General features: G+C 62.7%; 13 protein-coding genes. 6 read left to right on the top strand and 7 right to left on the bottom strand.

The features are described 5' to 3' along the window. Positions 1-8: 8 nt before the first annotated feature. From ACYG9Z_RS08850 to ACYG9Z_RS08835, 4 genes are all read right to left on the bottom strand, one after another. Positions 9-1,115 (bottom strand): ABC transporter ATP-binding protein, encoded by a 1,107-nt coding sequence (locus ACYG9Z_RS08850; RefSeq protein WP_023751365.1) that lies wholly within the window; start codon positions 1,113-1,115, stop codon positions 9-11. Positions 1,116-1,197: 82 nt separating this feature from the next. After that, positions 1,198-2,103, bottom strand: a complete 906-nt coding sequence (locus ACYG9Z_RS08845; protein WP_023671100.1) for a carbohydrate ABC transporter permease — start codon at positions 2,101-2,103, stop codon at positions 1,198-1,200. Further along, positions 2,096-3,031 carry a carbohydrate ABC transporter permease gene (locus tag ACYG9Z_RS08840; RefSeq protein ID WP_023671101.1) on the bottom strand — a complete coding sequence of 312 codons (936 nt, stop codon included), beginning with the start codon at positions 3,029-3,031 and terminating at the stop codon, positions 2,096-2,098. Before ACYG9Z_RS08840 ends, ACYG9Z_RS08845 begins: the two co-directional genes overlap by 8 nt. A 93-nt stretch (positions 3,032-3,124) precedes the next feature. Beyond that, positions 3,125-4,390 carry an ABC transporter substrate-binding protein gene (locus ACYG9Z_RS08835; RefSeq protein ID WP_023751364.1) on the bottom strand — a complete coding sequence of 422 codons (1,266 nt, stop codon included), beginning with the start codon at positions 4,388-4,390 and terminating at the stop codon, positions 3,125-3,127. A gap of 145 nt (positions 4,391-4,535) precedes the next feature. Here ACYG9Z_RS08835 and ACYG9Z_RS08830 point away from each other — a divergent pair, with 145 nt between their 5' ends. After that, positions 4,536-5,741, top strand: coding sequence for an ROK family transcriptional regulator (locus ACYG9Z_RS08830; protein ID WP_023751363.1), 1,206 nt, complete (start codon positions 4,536-4,538; stop codon positions 5,739-5,741). A 29-nt stretch (positions 5,742-5,770) separates the two neighbouring features. Here the strand turns inward: ACYG9Z_RS08830 and ACYG9Z_RS08825 are convergent, their stop codons facing one another. Both ACYG9Z_RS08825 and ACYG9Z_RS08820 read right to left on the bottom strand, forming a co-directional pair. Beyond that, positions 5,771-6,811, bottom strand: a complete 1,041-nt coding sequence (locus ACYG9Z_RS08825; RefSeq protein ID WP_031243990.1) for an aminopeptidase — start codon at positions 6,809-6,811, stop codon at positions 5,771-5,773. A gap of 236 nt (positions 6,812-7,047) precedes the next feature. After that, positions 7,048-7,281, bottom strand: a complete 234-nt coding sequence (locus tag ACYG9Z_RS08820) for a hypothetical protein (protein WP_023671105.1) — start codon at positions 7,279-7,281, stop codon at positions 7,048-7,050. A 185-nt stretch (positions 7,282-7,466) separates the two neighbouring features. Here ACYG9Z_RS08820 and ACYG9Z_RS08815 point away from each other — a divergent pair, with 185 nt between their 5' ends. Then, on the top strand, positions 7,467-9,467 hold the full coding sequence (locus ACYG9Z_RS08815; RefSeq protein WP_023726518.1) for an AI-2E family transporter: 2,001 nt from the start codon (positions 7,467-7,469) through the stop codon (positions 9,465-9,467). 130 nt (positions 9,468-9,597) lie between these two features. Then, positions 9,598-9,756: a hypothetical protein gene (locus ACYG9Z_RS08810; protein ID WP_023726519.1), complete on the top strand. Its 159-nt coding sequence runs from the start codon at positions 9,598-9,600 to the stop codon at positions 9,754-9,756. Between the two features lie 429 nt (positions 9,757-10,185). Here the strand turns inward: ACYG9Z_RS08810 and ACYG9Z_RS08805 are convergent, their stop codons facing one another. Then, the gene (locus tag ACYG9Z_RS08805; RefSeq protein ID WP_023671108.1) at positions 10,186-10,554 is read right to left on the bottom strand and encodes a response regulator; all 369 of its coding nucleotides are present in this window, start codon (positions 10,552-10,554) and stop codon (positions 10,186-10,188) included. Between the two features lie 155 nt (positions 10,555-10,709). Between ACYG9Z_RS08805 and ACYG9Z_RS08800 the strand changes: the two genes are divergently transcribed. The 3 genes from ACYG9Z_RS08800 to ACYG9Z_RS08790 all read left to right on the top strand — a co-directional run bounded on the left by ACYG9Z_RS08800 (position 10,710) and on the right by ACYG9Z_RS08790 (position 18,357). Continuing rightward, positions 10,710-12,503 carry a PAS domain S-box protein gene (locus tag ACYG9Z_RS08800; RefSeq protein WP_023751361.1) on the top strand — a complete coding sequence of 598 codons (1,794 nt, stop codon included), beginning with the start codon at positions 10,710-10,712 and terminating at the stop codon, positions 12,501-12,503. Between the two features lie 192 nt (positions 12,504-12,695). Beyond that, positions 12,696-12,989 (top strand): hypothetical protein, encoded by a 294-nt coding sequence (locus ACYG9Z_RS08795; protein WP_023704064.1) that lies wholly within the window; start codon positions 12,696-12,698, stop codon positions 12,987-12,989. Positions 12,990-13,398: 409 nt separating this feature from the next. Then, positions 13,399-18,357, top strand: coding sequence for an autotransporter outer membrane beta-barrel domain-containing protein (locus tag ACYG9Z_RS08790; RefSeq protein ID WP_460223153.1), 4,959 nt, complete (start codon positions 13,399-13,401; stop codon positions 18,355-18,357). Positions 18,358-18,487 lie beyond the last annotated feature (130 nt).

Below are 18,487 nucleotides of genomic sequence, written 5' to 3'. Positions count from 1 at the left end.
AGATCGGGTCAGATCAGGCGTTGGGTCGTCGGGTCGAACAGGCACGCCCGCGCCATGTCGATGCCGAGCGTCACCGTCTCGCCCATAAGCGGCGTGCCGTCGGGGTCGAAACGGCCGGTGATCTCCTTGCCGCCCAGGCGCAGGACGGCCATGGTCTCCGCGCCTGTCGGCTCGACCAGTTCGACCACTGCATTGATCTGCGCGATGCCCGGCTTGCGGCGCGCAAGGTCGGGATCGAAGCGGTAGATATGCTCGGGACGGATGCCGAGCACGAGCTGTCGCGGCGTGTCGGATGGGAGCGCCTGGACCATCGGCAGGCTGGCCGTCTTGCCGTCGGCGGTCTGCAACACAACAGTGGCGCGACCGCCTTCCTGGCTCAGTTCCGCGGCCAAAAAATTCATCGCCGGCGAGCCCATGAAGCCGGCGACGAACATGTTGGCCGGACGGTTGTAGATCGTGGCCGGATCGTCGAATTGCTGGACCTCGCCCTGATGCATCACGGCGATGCGCGACGCCAGCGTCATCGCCTCGACCTGGTCGTGGGTGACGTAAACCGTGGTCTTGCCGACGCGGTGATGCAGCTTCTTGATTTCGGTGCGCATGTCGACCCGCAGCTTGGCATCGAGATTGGAAAGCGGCTCGTCGAACAGGAACAGTTTGGGATCACGCACGAGCGCCCGGCCCATGGCGACGCGCTGGCGCTGGCCGCCCGAGAGCTGTCCGGGCTTGCGGCCAAGCAGCGGTTCGATCTGCAGGAAGGCAGCAACTCGACTGACGGCCTCGTCCTGCTGCGGCTTCGGGACGCGGCGGCTTTCCATGCCGAAGGTGATGTTCTCGCGCACCGTCATCGTCGGGTAGAGCGCGTAGGACTGGAACACCATGGCGATGTCGCGGTCCTTCGGCGGCACCGAATTGACCAGCCTTCCGTCGATGCGGATCTCGCCGGAGGTAACAGATTCGAGCCCGGCGATCATCGCTAGCAGAGTGGACTTGCCGCAGCCGGACGGTCCGACCAGCGCGATGAACTCGCCGTTCCGCGCTTCGAGATCGATGCCCTTCAGCACCTCGGCCGCGCCGAAGTTCTTGCGCAGCGATCGGATGGTCAATGTCGACATGCGATGCCCTTCTTGGCGGACGGGACGATCGGCGACAGGAGACAGGCTCCGCTCACTGGATCGCGCCTCACTTGACGGCGCCTCACTTGATCGCCCCTTGGGTCAGGCCACGAACGAAATACTTGCCGCCGAAGAGATAGATCAGCAGCGGCGGCAGCGCGCCGATCAGCACGGCGGCGCTCATGACATCGTAGGCGCGCACATTGGTGCCGCTTGCCGTCAGCGCGACGAGCGCTGCCGTGATCGGCTGTTGCTGCCCGGAGGTGAAGACGACGCCGAACAGATATTCGTTCCAGATGCCGGTGAACTGCCAGATCACCGTGACGATCAGGATCGGCGAGGAGAGCGGCAGAATGATCTTGCGGAAGATGCGCCAGAAGCCGGCGCCGTCGATGCGCGCCGCCTTGATCAGGTCGTCGGGGATGCTGACGTAGTAGTTGCGGCAAAACAAAGTGGTGAACGAAATGCCCTGGATAACGTGGATGAGGACGAGCCCGTAGACCGAATTGCTGAGGCCGAGATTGCCGAGGATGAACGCCCACGGCATCAACGAAATCTGGCCCGGAATGAAGACGCCGAGCAGCATGCAGGTGAACAAAGCTTCCGAACCTCTGAAGCGCCATTTCGACAGGATGTAACCGTTCATCGCGCCGACCGCCGTCGAGATGATCGTGGCCGGGATCGTCATCTTCAGGGAGTTGTAGAAGTTGCGCTGCATGCCCTCGCAGGTGCCGCCGATGCAATAGGTGCTCCAGGCCTGGCCCCAGGCATCGAGGCGGAAGCTGCGCGGCAGCGAGATCAACCCGTTGCGCGCGATCTCCTGCTGGTCGCGGAATGAATTCAGCACCACCACCAGCAACGGGACCAGGTAGATCGCCGCGAAGACGACCAGCAGCCCATAGATGGCGAAGCGGGTGAGAAAATGCCGGCGCGACGCGACTGCGGCAGCGCGACGGTCGAGCGACTGGTCCAGGGAGACGTCAGCCATGGCCGGCTTCCTTGCGCCGGCGCCAGACCACCCAGAATGAATAGGGCACCAGCACCACGGCAACAGCGGCAAGCATCATGATGGCGGCGGCCGCACCTTCGCCGATCTGGCCGCGTTGGAACATCAGGTCATAGACGTAGATGGCGGGGAAGGTGGTCGAGATCCCCGGGCCGCCTTTGGTCAGGGCCGCCACGAGGTCGAAGGTCTTGATGGCGAACTGGATCTGGATGACGGCGACCGCCAGGAAGATCGGCGCAATGGTTGGCAGAAGCACCTTGCGATAAATGCGGAACGTCGATGCGCCGTCGATCTGCGCGGCCTTGACGAGGTCCTGATCCACCGAGCGCAGGCCGGCCAGGAACAGCGCCATGGCAAAGCCCGAGGCCTGCCAGACACCGGTGATGATCACCGCGTAGATCGCATAGTGCCGGTCGCTGGCGAGTGCGAAACTGAAGCTCGCCCAGCCGAAACCGCGCACCATGGCCTGGATGCCGTCGGTCGGATTGTAGAGCCAGCTCCAGACCGTGCCGGTGACGATGAAGGAGACGGCCAGCGGATAGAGGAAGATCGTGCGCCAGGCCGCTTCGCCGCGCACGCGCTGGTCGATCAGGATCGCCAGCAGCAGTCCCACCGCCATCGAGCCGACGATGTAGAAAGCGCTGAAGAAAAACAGGTTGTTGTAGGCGATGTTCCAGCGCCGGTTCGCCCACAGCGACGCGTAGTTCTCGAGGCCGACGAAGCCGTAGGTCGGCAGCAGCGAGGAGTTGGACAGCGAGATATAGAGCGTCCAGCCGGTGAACACGAAGACGTAGACGAAGCTCGCCACGAGAGAGGGGCCGAGCACCAGCAAGGGCATCGCGGAGCCCAGCCGCTCGCGCCAGGGGCGGGCGGGCGTCGGGACCGACAGGATCAGGTCGTGATTTGACATTCAGAGCACGGAGATTGGCAGAGCACAGGACTGGCGGAGCGCGGGACCGGGATGGCGGACGGCCGGGTGCGGATGGCGCCCGGCCATTCTCGTCTATTTCTGTGCTTCCGCCGCGTCGGCCATCGCATTGGCGCCATCCTCGGGCGACATGTCCGGCGTCGCCACGAACTCGGTAATGGAGTCCATGATCGCGCCGCGCATCTTCTGCGGGATGGTCATGTTGTGCGCCATCGAGCGGACCAGCGTGCCCTCCTTGATCGAAGCCTGCAGATCCTTCTGCGAGAGCTGCTGGCACGGATTGAAGCCCTTCGACAGATCGATATCCAGGCGTGCGGGGATCGAGCCCTTGGCCTGGTTGAAGACCGTCTGGAAGTCGGGCGACAGGATCAGGCTGGCCAGCAGCTTCTGGCCGTCGATGTAATCCTGGTCCTTCTGCTTGAAGAACACGACCGAGTCCGAGTTGAGGATGAAGCCGGGTTTGCCCCAATCGGTCGGCGCCTGGGCGCAGACATAGTCGGTGCCTTCCTTGAAGCCGGCGGCGGTCAAAAGGCCGATCGTCCAGTCGCCCATGATGTGGAACGCCGCGTCGCCCTTGCCGACCAGCGCCGACATCGAATCCCAGTCGCGGCCGACCATGCCCGGATCCATGTATTTGCTCGTCATCAGGCGCATCTGCGTGAAGGCCTTGACCATCCCCGGGCTGCGCATGGACTCGACATCGCCTTCGACGAAGGCCTTGCGGTAGAGATCGATGTCCTGGCCGTAGAGCACGACCTCGAACACCGTCGAATCCGTCCAGTCGGCGGTCGAATGCGAGATGCAGATCTTGCCTGTGGCGACGATCTTGTCGCAGGCCGCATTGAACTCGGCCCAGGTCTTCGGCATTTCCGCCACGCCGGCCGCCTGCATGACCTTGGGCGAGGCCCAGAGCCAGTTGATGCGGTGGATGTTCATGGGCGCGGCGACCCATTTGCCGGTCGGCTTCATCACCGGAAGCAATTCCGGCGCCACCACTTTCTCCCACCCTTCCGAGGCCGCCAACTCGTCGAGATCGGCGGTCATGCCGGTCTCGTTCCATTCGGCGATCTCAGGGCCCTTGAGCTGCACGGCAGGCGGGGCATTGCCGGCGATCACGTCGGCGCGCAGCTTGGCCAGCGTATTGGCGGTGTGGCCGGCGATCGAGGTCTGTTCCCATTTGCCGCCCTTGGCGGTGAACATCTCGCCGAGCTTGGCGATCGCCTGGGCGTCCGATCCGGTCGCCCATTGGTGCAAAAGGTTGGTCTTGGGCTCGGCGAAGGCTGTTCCGGCGAAAAATGTGCACGCAGCAGCGGCCGCAAGCGCGGTCATGACGGACTTCATCGTTTCACTCCCATATCGTGTTGCACGGTTCGTCTCGACCGCTTATGGCCGCGGTTTGAAGCCGCCGCCAGCGAGATGCGTCAATCTCGAGTTCTTTCCAAGATGACATATTGGAGCTATCAGTCAACGATGTTTATGTTGAGCCATGACAAAACCTTCGCTTAGAACCTGGCTGATCGACAGACCCTCCGCGTCGCCGGAGAGCATGATCGTGCGCTGCCTGAGCGAGCGCGGCGCACTCTCCGCGTTGCAGATCGCACGCGCCACCGGTCTGGCGCGCTCGACGGTGTCAACCGCGCTTAACGGCTTGAAAAAGTCTGGAATGGTGATCGAAGCCCCGACCAGCCGCGACGGCATCAGAGGCATCGGCAGGCCAGCCGCGGCGGTGACGCTCAATCCGACAGCGGGCACCTGCGTCGGCATTCACCTGGCTCTTCAGCAGATACGGCTCATCGTCGCCGATGTCTCGCATTCCGTCATTGCCGAACAAAATATTCCAATGGCGCTGGACTACCAGCCGCAACAGGCGGCCCAGGCGGTCAAATCGGCAATTGCCCAATCTTACAGGGAAAACGGTCTGCCGGTGGCGGGGCTCCTGGGGGTTGGTGTCTCCGTCTCCGGTCCTGTCAGCCGCGATGGAGTGGTGCTGCGCGCCAGCATGGTTCCAACATGGGCCGGCGTCAACATACGAGATGTGTTCGGCCCCGTTCTGGAACAGCCGATCTTCGCCGACAACGAGAGCAACTGCGCGGCCATTGCCGAGCTGATGTGGGGTGCGGCCGTCGGCCAGGACGATTTCGTGCTGTTCAAGATCGATCTGGGTGTCGGCGGGGCCATTGTCCAGCATGGCCGGCTGGTGACGGGCGTCGCCGGCGGCGCCGGCGAATTCGGGCACATCAGCATCGATCCCGGCGGCGACCTTTGCCGCTGCGGCAATCGCGGCTGCCTGGAGCTCTACGCGAGTTTTACCCGGCCGCTGGAACAGATTTCGCGTGTCGTTGGGCGGCAAGTCACCATGGACGATGTCATCGCCATGGCCGAGCAGGGCGACGTCAGGGCGTTGCGGATGATCGAGGATACCGCCGAGATCGCCGGTCGGGGTCTCGGCCTCATCGGCTCAGTGCTCAACCCGCCGCTTATCATCATCGGCGGCCACATGGCCCTGGCAGGCGACATTCTGCTGACGCCGCTGATCGCGTCCTATGAACGCCACACGCTGATCAAGTCCCGGGATGTCGCTCCCGCGCTGCGCACGCGCATCATCGTTGGCAGGCACACCGAGAACGATGCCTTGCTGGGCGCGGTCGGCCTCGTTTTGAGACACCAGACGAAGGAACTGTCGCTGGGGTGATCGTCAGGACCTGCCTGTGCTTGTTCAAGTCAATTGCACGTGTCGGCAGCCTTGAGCGCTTCGGCGCGGGACGATTTGGGCAAATCCGCGATCCGCCGGACAGAAGCGTAAAACCTCGGATAGTCGCCGGAACACAGGTCGAACAAGCGAAGAAAGGCCGGAACCTGTTCACCGTAGACAGAAGTTGCGGCGAGCTTGGCGTTGTTGATCGGGGCAGCGAACCAGGCGTCGTATCCCCGGTATCCCGCCCAGTGCCTGTCGCGCATCCGCCGATAGCGCATCCGCAACCGGTCGATGGTTGCTGCCTTGGCGGCCGCCATCTTTTCCGGGGTGCGGGGACTACCATAGACCTGCCTTAACTCGTCGCGCGTCTTCGCCACCAGTCCAAGAAAATCGGCGCTGCGCTTGCGATCGGCTTCGTAGCGGCGCAATCCGGCCCGGTCGCCGGCGGCGCGGAGCCATTTCCTGACGCCGCTGGTTTCGACGGCAACGGCGAACGCCTCGTTGAATGCGGAATCGCCATCCACATAGAGGCGCTGATGCGCCAGCTCATGAAAAACAAGGCTGGCGAGATAGGTGTCGTCCTGACGCAGCATGGTGCTCAGCAGCGGGTCACTGGACCAGCCAAGCGTGGAATAGGCGGTGACGCCCGAGACATAGACGTCCAGGCCCTGCCTTTGAAGTTCGACTGCGTTCTCAGTCGCGGATTTCCGGGAGAAGTAACCCCGGTATGGAACGCAGCCGAAAACCGGAAAGCACCATGTTCGTGGCGCCAGCGAGAATTGCGGCGCGGCAAAAACGGCCCAGGTCACGGCGTCGCGATGGATGTCGACATAGCTGCGATAGCTGTTGTTTTCGGGCAGTGCCAGTTCATCTGTCGCAAACCGTCTTATGGCGCTGGCCGACGTCAATTTGGCGCGCAATGCCTCAGGCGTCGAAGGATCACGGATGAGTTTTCCAATATTTTTGCGGGCGGCCATGATCTGCGCGTGACCCTGCAACGACTGCGCGTAGTAGGAAATGGTCGTGCAGCCGGTCGCCCCGGACGCGATGATCGCCGCGGCAAGCATCTGAAGAACGCGCTTCACTGTTTGCCCACCTTGCCCATCTCCCCATGCAGCAAACGTCCTGGTCCACCTCAAACAGGAGGCACCGGTTTCCGTCAAGAGCTGCAGGGGCAGGGGGCGACACCGACCTGGGCAGGGCAATGCGGGCATTCGCCTAGGATTGACGAAAGTCCACCGCAGGGCGGAGCGGGCGAGATACGGACCGTCCGTTGGGACGCCGTTCCCCAAGCTGCAGCGCGCTACTGGTCCGAAAACCTCACGCTCACGCCGCGCTGGCGAAAATAAGCCTGCATCAACTTACGGCCCGAGCGGTTGTTCTGCGCCAATTTTGCCGGATCGAACACCGCCTGTTTTGCGCCCTCTCGTGTCAGCGCAGCCTTGAGCGTCGCGATATGGGCGTCGATGTCGGCATTGTCCGCCCGCAGCGAGGCATAGATACTTTCGGTCGCTTCGGCCACAGTCGGTTCGCTCACAGATGTCGTCCTTTGGTTGGTTGGGCGGCGGCTTTACCACAGATTTGCGGCTCCGACGATATCGACTGAACCGTCAGAGCACAGCGCCCAGGGCGCAAAACCGCAAAACGTATGTATTCGGCCCTGCTAAACATTGCCCGGCAGGCGAATGGGTCTAACTATCGCTAGGAAACGGGGGGAATCACGTGGCTGCCAATCGTCGAAACGACATCTCATCGTCCGAGCGGGGGCTAGGACGGATTCTTGCGGCAGGCAATGCCCATCCGCGCACAGCTCTGCCTACCGTGGCAACCATCGTCACGACAGTAGCTGCGCTGTATTTCGGTCGTGAGGTGTTCCTTCCCATTGCCATCGCGCTGCTTTTGACCTTTGCTCTGGTGCCGATGGTCTCCGCACTGAAGCGTGTCGGCTTGCCTCGGCTGCCCGCAGTGCTTCTGAGCGTGATTGGCGCATTCGCGGCCCTGGGCCTGTTCAGCTTCATTGTTGCGACCCAGGTAAGCGAGCTTGCTCAGAACATTTCCGTCTACCAGACAAACATTCTGACCAAGGTGCGTTCCCTCAAGGAGACGGGCGTTGGTGGCGGCATAATTGCCAGGCTGAGCGGGGTGATCGAGCGTGTCGGTCAGGAGATCGACAAGCAGGATGTGGCGCCGCCTGCGGCCGACAAGCCCCGGCGCGAGCCTGTTCCCGTCGAGATCGTCGCCCGCGAGAGACCTCTGGAGGTATTGCAGAACATCATCGGACCGTTGATCAGCCCGCTGGCATCAGCTGGCCTGATCATCATCGTCGTCATCTTCATGTTGCTTGAGCGCGAGGATCTGCGCGACCGGTTTATCCGCCTCGTCGGCTATGGCGACCTCCATCGCACAACGCAGGCATTGCAGGATGCCGGCAAACGGGTTGGCCGTTATCTGATCATGCAATTGGTGGTCAACATCGTCTACGCGATACCAATCGCAATTGGCCTTTGGGTGCTCGGCATTCCCAACGCGCTGCTGTGGGGGTTGCTGGCACTGGCGCTGCGCTTCGTTCCCTATATCGGCCCTGTTATCGGCATGCTGCTGCCCTTGTTTCTGGCCTTGGCGGTTGCGCCCGGCTGGTCGCTGGTGCTGTGGACCGCCGCACTGTTTGTCGTCATGGAATTGGTAACCGGCAACGTCATCGAACCGTGGCTCTATGGCTCGCGCACGGGACTTTCTCCTTTGGCAATCATCGTTGCGGCAATTTTCTGGACATGGTTGTGGGGGCCGCTCGGCCTGGTCCTTTCGACGCCGCTGACAGTTTGCCTCGTCGTCCTCGGGCGACATGTTCCGCAGTTCGAATTTCTCGACGTCCTGTTTGGCAACGAGCCCGTCCTTGAAGCTCACGCCCGGCTCTATCAACGGCTCCTGGCCGGCGATCCCGACGAGGCCACTGACCATGCCGAGGAGATCCTCGAGGAGAAGTACCTGATCGATTTCTACGACACTGTCGCCATTCCTGCTCTCCTGTTGGGCGAGCAGGACCGCATGCGTGGCGTGATGGGCGATCAACAGCGAAGGCAGGTGGCGGCGAGCGCCCAAATTCTTGTGGCAAATCTTGCCGACGATGCACAGGAAGAGGCAAGCGAGGAAGACGCGCCGGCAACCACCGCGGAAGGGAGCGCGATCAGGGAAACAGATGGCGTCGAAGAGGAAGAGATCGAGCTGCCCGACGGCAAGGACATGTCGGTGCTTTGTGCCGGCGGTCGCGGCGAACTCGACGATGCCGCTGCCGCCATGCTCGCTCAGGTGCTGGAGGTGCAAGGTGCGACGGTGGCGAAGGCCAGTTTTGTCGATATGGAGCCGGCAGGTATTCGTCGTCTCGAACTAGAGGCGATCGACACCGTCGTGGTCGGTTTCCTGAACCGGGATTCGCTCAAGCATGCCCGCTTTCTGGTCCGGAGACTGAAGCGCGCCAAGGCAGGTTTGAGAATTGGGATTGTGTTCTGGTCAGACGCGGAGCAGGGCGATGTCGGGCAAGAAAGGCAAGCTTTGGCCGCCGACATCAGCGCCGATTTCGTAGCGCACGGCATGGTCAACGCTGTGCTTGGCGCACTTTCTCCAGCGCCGGCCGTTCCCCTCAAAGTCGTTTCGAAACGCCGCGATCGACGCCGTCCGGCCCCTCGAAAACGGATCCCGGCCCAGGCAACGGCCGCAACAGCCTAGCCGCACCGCCATGTCTCAGATTGCCGCGCCGGCGCTGGAATGCCTGGTGAGACGGCAAGATCGTCCCCCACTCGCAAGCCATGGAACAATCTCGCGGCCTTGCGGTTCCTAACATCGAAGGAGACCCCCCATGCTTAGATTCCTTATCCGCCTTGGCGCGATCTATGCAGCGTTCCAGATCGGCAGGGAGTTCGGCCGCAAGGAGACCGAAGTCGTGCTCCTGCCGCCGCCCGTTGACTATGAGCGGCACCCGACGTCAAGAAACGAAACCGAGTTCGGAGAGACATAGGACTGCTCAATCTGCCTGGTCGATCTGGCCCATGCTGGCGCCGTCCCTGCGCGGGGCGCATTATCGTGCGAACGGACCGGCCTCTTGGCTGTGCCAGGATGGATCCGGGTAATGCAAATTGAGCCGCTATCTCCGCCGCTCAAACGCGGCACAAAGAGGTTGACCGTGCGTCGAGGAATGAGTCTCTCGCAGATCTTGGCGTTGAGCCGATGGAGAAGGCATGATCAGCACAGGCAAGGCACGACCCTAAGAATGTGGAAGGGAAGAAGCACTGGTGCTGTCAATTGCCAGGGAGACCGGCATCACCGAGGATCACGGGCGCGACCTTGTTCGCCTGATCGGCACCGGCCGCAATTCGCTGCTCCGTGAGGCGCGGCAGCTGCTCCGGCAGCGCCTGGCTAATTTAGACCAAAGGTGCTCAGAGCACGGCTATCCCGTCGCCTTCTGCTGCCCGGCGGTCATCGCTTTGAGAGCCCGGACCACCTCTGCAGGTCCGGCGGGTTTCATCACTCTTACGCCAGACGAGAACGCTTCGGGGGTTTCCTCGAGCCCCAGGCCGGAATAGACGATGAAAGGAACCGCCCGCCCTGCCAAGGTTTTTGCCGCGTCAACAGCCTCGCCGTCCGACAGCCTGACGTCCAGGATCGCTGCGGCGGGGGTATGGTCCGCAAGAAAACGTTTCGCCTGGGAACATGTCGCCGCCAATGCCACGGCAAAGCCCGCCTCCGAAAGAGTGGACTCCATATCCAGTGCTATCAAGGCTTCGTCGTCGACGACAAGGACCAAGGGTTTGCCCATGCGCGGATGATCGCACGTTTGTAGATGGAAGACGAGTCGAGGCTACGACCCTTTTAGGGTCCGGTTCCCGTACGCAGCGGGTCGAGATCCCGAGCGATGGGAACCAAGTGATCCAAGCCGCATTATATTTGGTTGGACTGAACAAGGTGTTTGGGATGCATGAAGCAACACAGGCGAATGTTGTCGCCTTCGAAAACCCGGGGGTGTCCAGCAATGACGGTCTGGATTTCGATTACAAGGATTTCTTCGAAAACGGCGCCGTTGCCCTGCATCTGGTGAACGCAGACGGCGTGATCGTGCATGCCAACCAGGCTGAGCTCAACCTTCTCGGCTATCCCGCAGAGGACTACCTCGGTTGCCACATCGCCGAGTTCTATCCCGACCGGGACGTCATAGAGGACATTTTGGGTCGCCTTGCCAATGGCGAGAAGATCGTAAGATATCCGGCGCGATTGAGGGCCAGCGATGGATCGATCAAGCACGTCGAAGTCACCTCAAGCGGACATTTCCGGGACGGCAAGCTGATCAACACCCGGTGCTTCACGGTCGATGTAACCGACTTGGTACACACCCGCTCGGAGCTCAGGCAGCATGACAGTACCTATCACCAGATACTCGACGGCCTACCCGTCGCCATCTACACGACCGATCAGGATGGGACGATCACCTACTACAACCGCGCCGCGGCCGATCTGGCAGGCAGGGAGCCTGAAATCGGCAAGGATAAATGGTGCGTGACGTTCAAGCTGTTCACTGCCGACGGCAAGGAATTGCCGCACGATGAATGCCCGATGGCCATCGCGCTCAAGGAGAACAGGCCGGTCCGCAATCAGCAAGCTGTTGCGCAGCGTCCCGATGGATCGTTTTTTCCGTTCCTGCCCTACCCGACACCGCTGCGGGACGAGCACGGCGCTCTGATTGGCGCCGTCAACATGCTGCTGGACCTGACGGACCGCCAGCGTGCCGAAGAAACCAGGCAGCACCTGTCAGCGATCGTGGAATCCTCATTTGACGCTATCGTCAGCAAGGATCTCAACACCATCATAAAAAGCTGGAACCACGGCGCCGAACGGCTTTTCGGCTATACCGCCGACGAAGCGATTGGCCGGTCGGTGACCATGCTGATCCCCGAAGACCATCAGGACGAGGAACCCCGCATCCTCCAACGCATTCGCCGCGGCGAGCGCGTCGAACCATTCGAAACGACCCGCCTGCGCAAGGATGGCAGCCTGGTTCCGGTTTCGCTGACGATATCGCCCGTGCGTAACGCAACCGGGCAGATCACCGGCGCATCGAAGATAGCGCGAGACATCACGTCGGCGAAGGAGAATGAATACCGCATCCGCATGCTGATGCGCGAGGTCAACCACCGGGTGAAAAACCAGTATTCGGTCATCCTGTCGATGATCCGGGAGACCAACAAGCGATCGGAGACGCCAAAACACTTTGAAACCCAGGTGCGCGAGCGCATCATGGCGTTGTCGCGATCTCACGACCTGCTTGTTTCGGCGGATTGGAAGGGTGCCACGATCAGCGACCTCTTGGCGGCCCAGGTCGAGCCTTTCCCGCGGGGGGATGTGATCGAAATGTCGGGCCCATCATTGGTGCTCAGTCCCAACGCAGTTCAGTATCTCGGGATTGCCTTCCACGAACTGGCGACCAACTCGGCCAAATACGGCGTGCTCTCAGGGGACAAGGGCCGGATTTCGGTCACATGGGGCATCACCGGTTCCGGTGCTTCGAGGCTCTTTCACCTCACCTGGGCCGAATCCGATGGTCCGCAGGTTCAGACTGTCGGACAAGGTGGCTTTGGAACCGTTGTGCTGAAGCGGGTTGCGCCCGCAGCGGTCAGTGGGCAGGGAATTCTCGAACACGGTCCGCATGGCATAACATGGAGCCTGGAAGCGCCTTTGGCTTCCGTGGCAGCTTCTGCCGTCCATGAAGCTTAGAAGCAGGAAGCAGCCCTGCAACGAGCATTCGTCAATTGGAAGCCCTTGATGCGGCCTTTGCCGAGCGAAAACCCCGTTTCCGCTAAAGATCGCCAGAGCCATTGCTAAAGTCGACAGAGCAAATCACCGGCAGAGGGCGCATTTCGTTGCACGGAACGGGACAGGACCGGCGTAGCCAGAGGCGAGGTAACTATGGACATCGACGAGTTCCGTGCGACCCTTCAGGGTGTAGAGCCCCCGGCGAATCTTGGGATGGCGCTCCACGCTCTATGGTGGGATAGACAGGGCGATTGGGAGCGGGCGCATGAGTGTGTGCAGGCCAACGAATCTGATCCGGCCTCTGTATGGGTTCATGCCTATCTGCACCGCAAAGAAGGCGACCTTTCTAATGCAGCCTACTGGTACCGCCGCGCCGGGCAGCCTGTGGCAACTGGCAAGCTAGACGCAGAGTGGGAGTCGATTACAGAATCACTTCTTGCAGGATAGTGAGGGTCGCCCAAGGGGCAGCCTAGCGCCTCATCGCCCCCGTAGAGGCGAAACTCACCTCCGCCCGATGGGATCGGCTGGGCCCAGGAGGTCCGAACGTTTCCGCATAAATTCATGCAGCGAGATTGTTCTCGCGATTCCGTAAGGTCTCTGTTTAATAAGCTATATCTAATATTGACTATTTTCTGTCGCTCAAAAGTCGCAGACTTCATTTTACTGATCACCGTTAGCTTCTTGGTAGCTCTCACGACTATAAACTTCTTGCGGGCGAATAGCTTTCATGCTGCCTTCGCGCACTCAGGAATCAGGGAGCTTAGGCATGGCGGAGCGGATTGCGCGTGATGGGTTTTGGGTTTTGCATCTCGCGCGCTTGCCGCAAGTCGTGTCGCTTCGCTCCGGCACTTCCGCCTTGACGATCCTAACTGTTGCCCTTGCGCTGAGCGCCGCGCCAGCTCGGGCCGATGGCGGCAATGGCAGCAGCGCAGGCGCTGGACAAGGTGGCGTTGACGGCGCGCTCGCGAGTGCCACGGGTCAGAATGCCGCCAATGGCGCGACCGCTGGTGGCGGTGGTGGCGGCATTGACCTCACGACGGGTGACGGGGCGCCAGGAGGATCGGGAGCGGTAAGTGGGACAGCCAACAACCCAAATGGCGTTGCCGGTGCCACTGGTGCTACGGGTCTGGTCATCTCGACAGACGGGACCATTGCAACCAGCATCAGCGGCGGGGCCGGCGCTTTGGGCTCCCCTGGCACGAATGGCGTCGTCAGGAGCGGCGGCGGTGGCGGTGGCGGTGTGGGCGTCAGTGCCACGGCCGACGTTACAGTCACTGGCACAGGATCGGTGAGTGGTGGCACTGGCGGCCGAGGTGGGACCAATGGCAACAGCGGCAGCGGTGGCGGCGGCGTCGGCATATTCTCGTCCGCAAACGTGTTTGTAGAGGCGGGCGGCAGCGTTACCGGCGGCACGAGTCTTTCCACAATTGGGGTCCAAGCAGGTGCTGGCGGCGGCGCAGCTGCCATCGTCCTGATGGGCGGCGGGACAATCCAGAACAGCGGGAATCTGCTCGGGGGTGCCGGTGGAAGAACAGTTCTCGGCGGCGGTGGGGACGGTGGCGCCGCTGTTCTGCTGCTTTCAGGTGGAACCGTCATCAACAAGCTAGGTGCGACGATCGTTGGCGGCAGTGGCGGTCAGGGCTCCTTGGCAGGCGGCGATGGCGCCGCAGGGATCAAGGGCGCCAACATCGCGGTCATCAATGCGGGTACGATCAGCGGCGGTGCCGTCGGCACCGGTGGCGGAACGCCGGCAGCCGGCAAAGCCATCCAGTTCACCGGCGGTGTCAATTCGCTGGAGATTCAGGCCGGCTCCACCATCACAGGCAATGTGGTCGCTTTCAGCGCCGCGGATACATTCAAGCTGGGTGGCGATATCAGCGCCAGTTTCGGTGTGTCGCAGATCGGCGCTGGCGCCAAATATGACGGGTTTGGGTTCTACGAGAAAACCGGAAACAGCACCTGGACCCTAACGGGGACGACAACTGCCGTCACGCCTTGGACCTTGTCCGGCGGGACCCTGCAAATTTCGAGTGACAACAATCTGGGCGCCCTCTCGGGCGGCTTGACCTTCGACGGCGGCACGTTGCGCACGACCACCAGCTTCGCCACCAATCGCAATGTCCTGATCAATTCGACCGGCGGGTTCGACACGGTGGCAGGCACGCAGTTGGACGTGTCAGGCCAGGTGACCGGCACCGGCACACTGGTCAAGAGCGGCGCCGGCACGCTCAACGTCACCAATTTGGCCAACAGCTATACGGGTGGCAACATCGTCAATGCAGGAACGCTTGCCGGCAACACCGTGGCGATCCGTGGCGACATCCTGGACAACGGCGCTGTCTCGTTTCTCGACCTCGGCCCCCACACCTTCGGCGGAAATATCTCCGGCTCGGGCAGCGTCGACATCGGAGGCTTCGGCACGCTGACGCTGACCGGTGCCAACACCCACAGCGGCGGCACCAAGGTCGGGACCGGCAAAAGCATCTCGGTCGCGTCGGACCAGAATCTGGGTGCCGCTACGGGCCTGCTGACACTCGACGGCGGCGAACTCGGCACGACAGCAAGCTTCGCCATGAGCCGCGATGTCAAGCTCACTTCCGCCTATGGCTACTTCCGCGCGGCGGCGGGTACGACGCTGACCGCGAATGGCGAGCTGACCGGCGTGGGCGGCGTCTACAAGGAGGGCGCCGGCACCCTGGTGCTCAAGGGCGACAGTACCTATTCCGGCCGCACCACCGTCGACAGCGGCAAGCTTATCGTCGAGGGCTCGCTCGGCAGCACCGAAACGACGGTCAACAGCGGCGGCACGCTGGGCGGCTCCGGCTCGATCGGCGGCGCGGTGATCGTCGCCGATGGCGGTGTGCTGGCGCCGGGGTCCAGCCCTGGCACGCTTACGGTCGGATCGCTCAGCCTGAGCTCCGGTTCTATGCTCGACTACGAGCTCGGCCAGGCGGCCATTGTCGGCGGCGGTGTCAACGACCTGATCGAGGTGACCGGCGCGCTGACGCTGGACGGCAGCCTCAACATCACCGATGTCGGCGGCTTCGGGCCTGGCGTCTACCGGCTAATCAATTATGGCGGCGCACTCACCGACAATGGTCTCGAGCTCGGCAATCTGCCGGCCGGTGTCACGGCCGCCGACCTGACGGTGCAGACCTCCGTCGCCAACCAGGTCAATCTCGTCAGCAGCGTCGGCACCGACTTGCTCTTCTGGGATGGTGACGCGGCCGGCAATGCCAACAATGATCTGGTCGACGGCGGCAACGGCACGTGGACGGCGACAAGCCTGAACTGGACGACGAGCACCGGCCTGGTAACTGGCGCGATGAAGCCGCAGCCCGGCTTCGCCATCTTCCAGACGCTCGGCGGCACCGTCATCGCCGACGGCAGCGCCGGCGCGCTTGCGATTACGGGCATGCAATTCGCCGCCGATGGCTACCGCATCGAAGGCGACGCCATCACGCTTGATGGCGCTGGCGGCGAGAGCATCATTCGGGTCGGCGACGGCACGGTGGCCGGAGCAGGTTACACCGCCACCATCGCCTCCGTGCTAACCGGGACCAGCAGCCTGACCAAGACCGATGCGGGCACGCTGGTGCTGTCCGGCGCCAACACCTACACGGGCGGCACCACCGTCCTGGGCGGCGTGCTATCTGTTTCAGCCGACAACAATCTCGGCGTTGCCGCTGGCGGCCTGACGCTCTCCGGCGGGACGCTGCGCAACACAGCGGCGTTCAGCTCGGCGCGCGACGTCACGCTTTCGTCGGCCGGCGGCACCTTCGACACTGTGGCCGACCTGACCTTGTCCGGTGCGATCTCTGGCGCTGGCAGCCTTGCCAAGACCGGCGCCGGCACGCTGACGCTTACGGGAACGAACAGCTATGGCGGCAACACGTTGGTCAGCGCTGGCACGCTGGTCGGCGATGCAACCTCGATTCGTGGTGACATCGGCAATTCCGGCACTGTCGTGTTCGACCAGGCGGCGGACGCCAGCTTCGCCGGCGATATCTCCGGCACCGGCGCAATGATGAAGGATGGCGCCGGCGTGCTGACGCTGTCAGGCACGTCGCTGCTGGACTGGACCGTCAATCAAGGCGGCCTCGTCTCGGCGGCCGAGCGCTTCGGTGGCGATGTCGCGATCGGCGCCGGCGCCTCCTTCACATTCGACCAAGTCGCCTCCGCCAGCTATGCCGGCGTGCTCTCGGGCGCCGGTACGTTCATCAAGGACGGCCAAGGCACGCTGCTGCTTGCGTTGGACAACTCAGGCTTTACCGGCGCCACTGCGGTCAGCGGCGGCACGCTTGCCGCGGGCGCTGCGAACGCGTTCAGTTCCTCCTCGCAGTTTTCCGTCGCCTCGGGCGCCACGCTCGATCTTGCCGGCACGTCCCAGACGATTGCGGGGCTGAGCAACGCCGGAACGGTGCGCATCGCGGGTGGCGTCCCAGGCGACACACTTACCGTAAGCGGCGACTATGTCGGCAATAGCGGCGCCGTCGTTCTCAACGCTGCGCTCGGTGGTGACGGTTCGCCGACAGACATGCTGGTGATCGCCGGCAACACGTCAGGGACGGGTACCCTTCAGGTCGTCAATTTCGGCGGGTCGGGCGCCCAAACGGTCGGAGGCATCAAGATCGTCGACGTCGGCGGCGTCTCGAACGGCAGCTTCTCGCTCGACGGCAATTATACCTTCGAAGGCGATGCAGCGGTCGTCGCGGGCGCCTACGCATACAGGCTCTACAAGAACGGCGTCAGCACACCGGCCGATGGCGATTGGTATCTGCGCTCGGCCCTGGTCAACGGCGATCCCGATCCGCAGCCGCTCTATTCGCCCGGCGTGCCTCTGTACGAGGCCTATGAAGGGGTGCTGCAGGCCTTCAATGAACTGGGCACCATGCAGCAACGCATTGGCAATCGGTCGTGGGGCGAGGGTGCTACGCCGCAAGGTGCGGACCTGCCAGGCCAGGGCTCGGTCGACGGCAAGGCGATATGGGCGCGCATCGAAGCTGCCCATGCCGAGATCAAGCCTGAGACGTCGACCTCCGGCACGAACTATGATGTGACCACCTGGAAGCTGCAGGCCGGCGTCGATGGCCTGCTGCACGAAAGCGACGCCGGTACCCTGATCGGAGGGATTACGGCCCACTACGGAACCGCGTCGTCGGACGTCTCCTCGATCTTCGGGGCAGGGTCGATCGCTGCCACCGGCTACGGCGTCGGCAGCACGCTCACCTGGTTCGGCAGCGGTGGCTTCTACGTCGACGCGCAGGCCGAGGCGACATGGTATGACAGTGACATCCGGTCGGCCACGCTGGGCACCACGCTTGCGGACGGCAACAACGGTTTCGGCTACGGGCTGAGCATCGAGACCGGACAGAAGATCGCCCTCAACGGCAACTGGTCGCTGACGCCCCAAGCCCAGCTTGTCTATTCGTCGGTCGACTTCGACACGTTCACCGACCCGTTTGGCGCCGTCGTGTCGCCCGGCAGCAGCAACAGCCTCGTTGGCCGCCTCGGCCTCTCCGCGGACTATGAAGACCAGTGGGTGGACGATGCGGGGCAAGTCAGCCGCACGCACATCTATGGGCTCGGCAACCTTTACTACGACTTCCTCGACGGAAATGATGTCGATGTGTCTGGCACGAAGCTGGTCAGCGAAAATCAGGCGCTGTGGGGCGGTGTCGGCCTTGGTGGCTCGCTGAGCTGGGCGGACGGCCGCTACGCCGTCTTCGGAGAAGGGACAGCGCGGACAAGCCTCAAGGATTTTGGCGATAGCCACGCCCTGGGCGCCAAGCTCGGGTTCGCTGTGAAATGGTAGCGGCGATCAAGCTGGACATGTCGACTTTGGCTTGAGGGTTGTGTCCGGCACGGCTATGGAATCCGGACTTGCGGGCCACCTGGCTCGTCGGCCCTCGGACGTTTCCTTACCGGCTGCCGGCATCAAGTAC

The sequence above is a fragment of the Mesorhizobium sp. RSR380A genome (assembly GCF_054719385.1).
Note: the sequence above shows the minus strand (reverse complement) of the source record. Positions and strands in the feature narration are given on the sequence as shown.